The sequence below is a fragment of the Anaerotignum faecicola genome (assembly GCA_024460105.1).
Lineage (GTDB): Bacteria > Bacillota > Clostridia > Lachnospirales > Anaerotignaceae > JANFXS01.
On record JANFXS010000215.1, the window covers coordinates 1 to 479 of the forward strand.

The 479-nt window shown below is 56.8% G+C and carries 1 protein-coding gene; it reads right to left on the reverse strand.

All coding sequences use genetic code 11. From position 1 onward, the window contains the following. A partial coding sequence (locus NE664_13610) for an aminotransferase class III-fold pyridoxal phosphate-dependent enzyme (GenBank protein ID MCQ4727669.1) occupies window positions 1-479 on the reverse strand: 479 nt, incomplete at both ends.

Here is a 479-nt window from a genome sequence, read left to right on the forward strand (position 1 = left end):
GTTCCTTCTCTATAATGAGCGGTGGTACAAATCGAATGATACTGCTGCCCGCGCTGATTAACACCAGCTTTTCTTCGAGAAGCGCCTTCTGCACAATGGGTCCAACCGGCATATGAAACTCCAGCCCCTGCATCAGCCCCATGCCCCGGTGGCCGGTAATGCAGTCAAACTGGTCAGCCAGTTCATCAAGCTTTTTCCACAGATAGCCGCCGATCTGATTCACATGGTCCACAATCCCGCGCTTTTCAAATATACTTAACACGGTGTCAGCCGCCGCTGTCACCAGCGGGTTTCCGCCGTAGGTGGTGCCGTGATCTCCCGGAACCATTGCCTCTGCCGCTTTCCCGGAGGCCAGGAATGCGCCCACCGGCACCCCGTTTCCCAACGCTTTGGCCACCGTCATGACATCCGGCTTCACGCCGTACTGCTGCCACGCAAACATGGAACCGGTACGCCCCATACCACACTGGATCTCATCG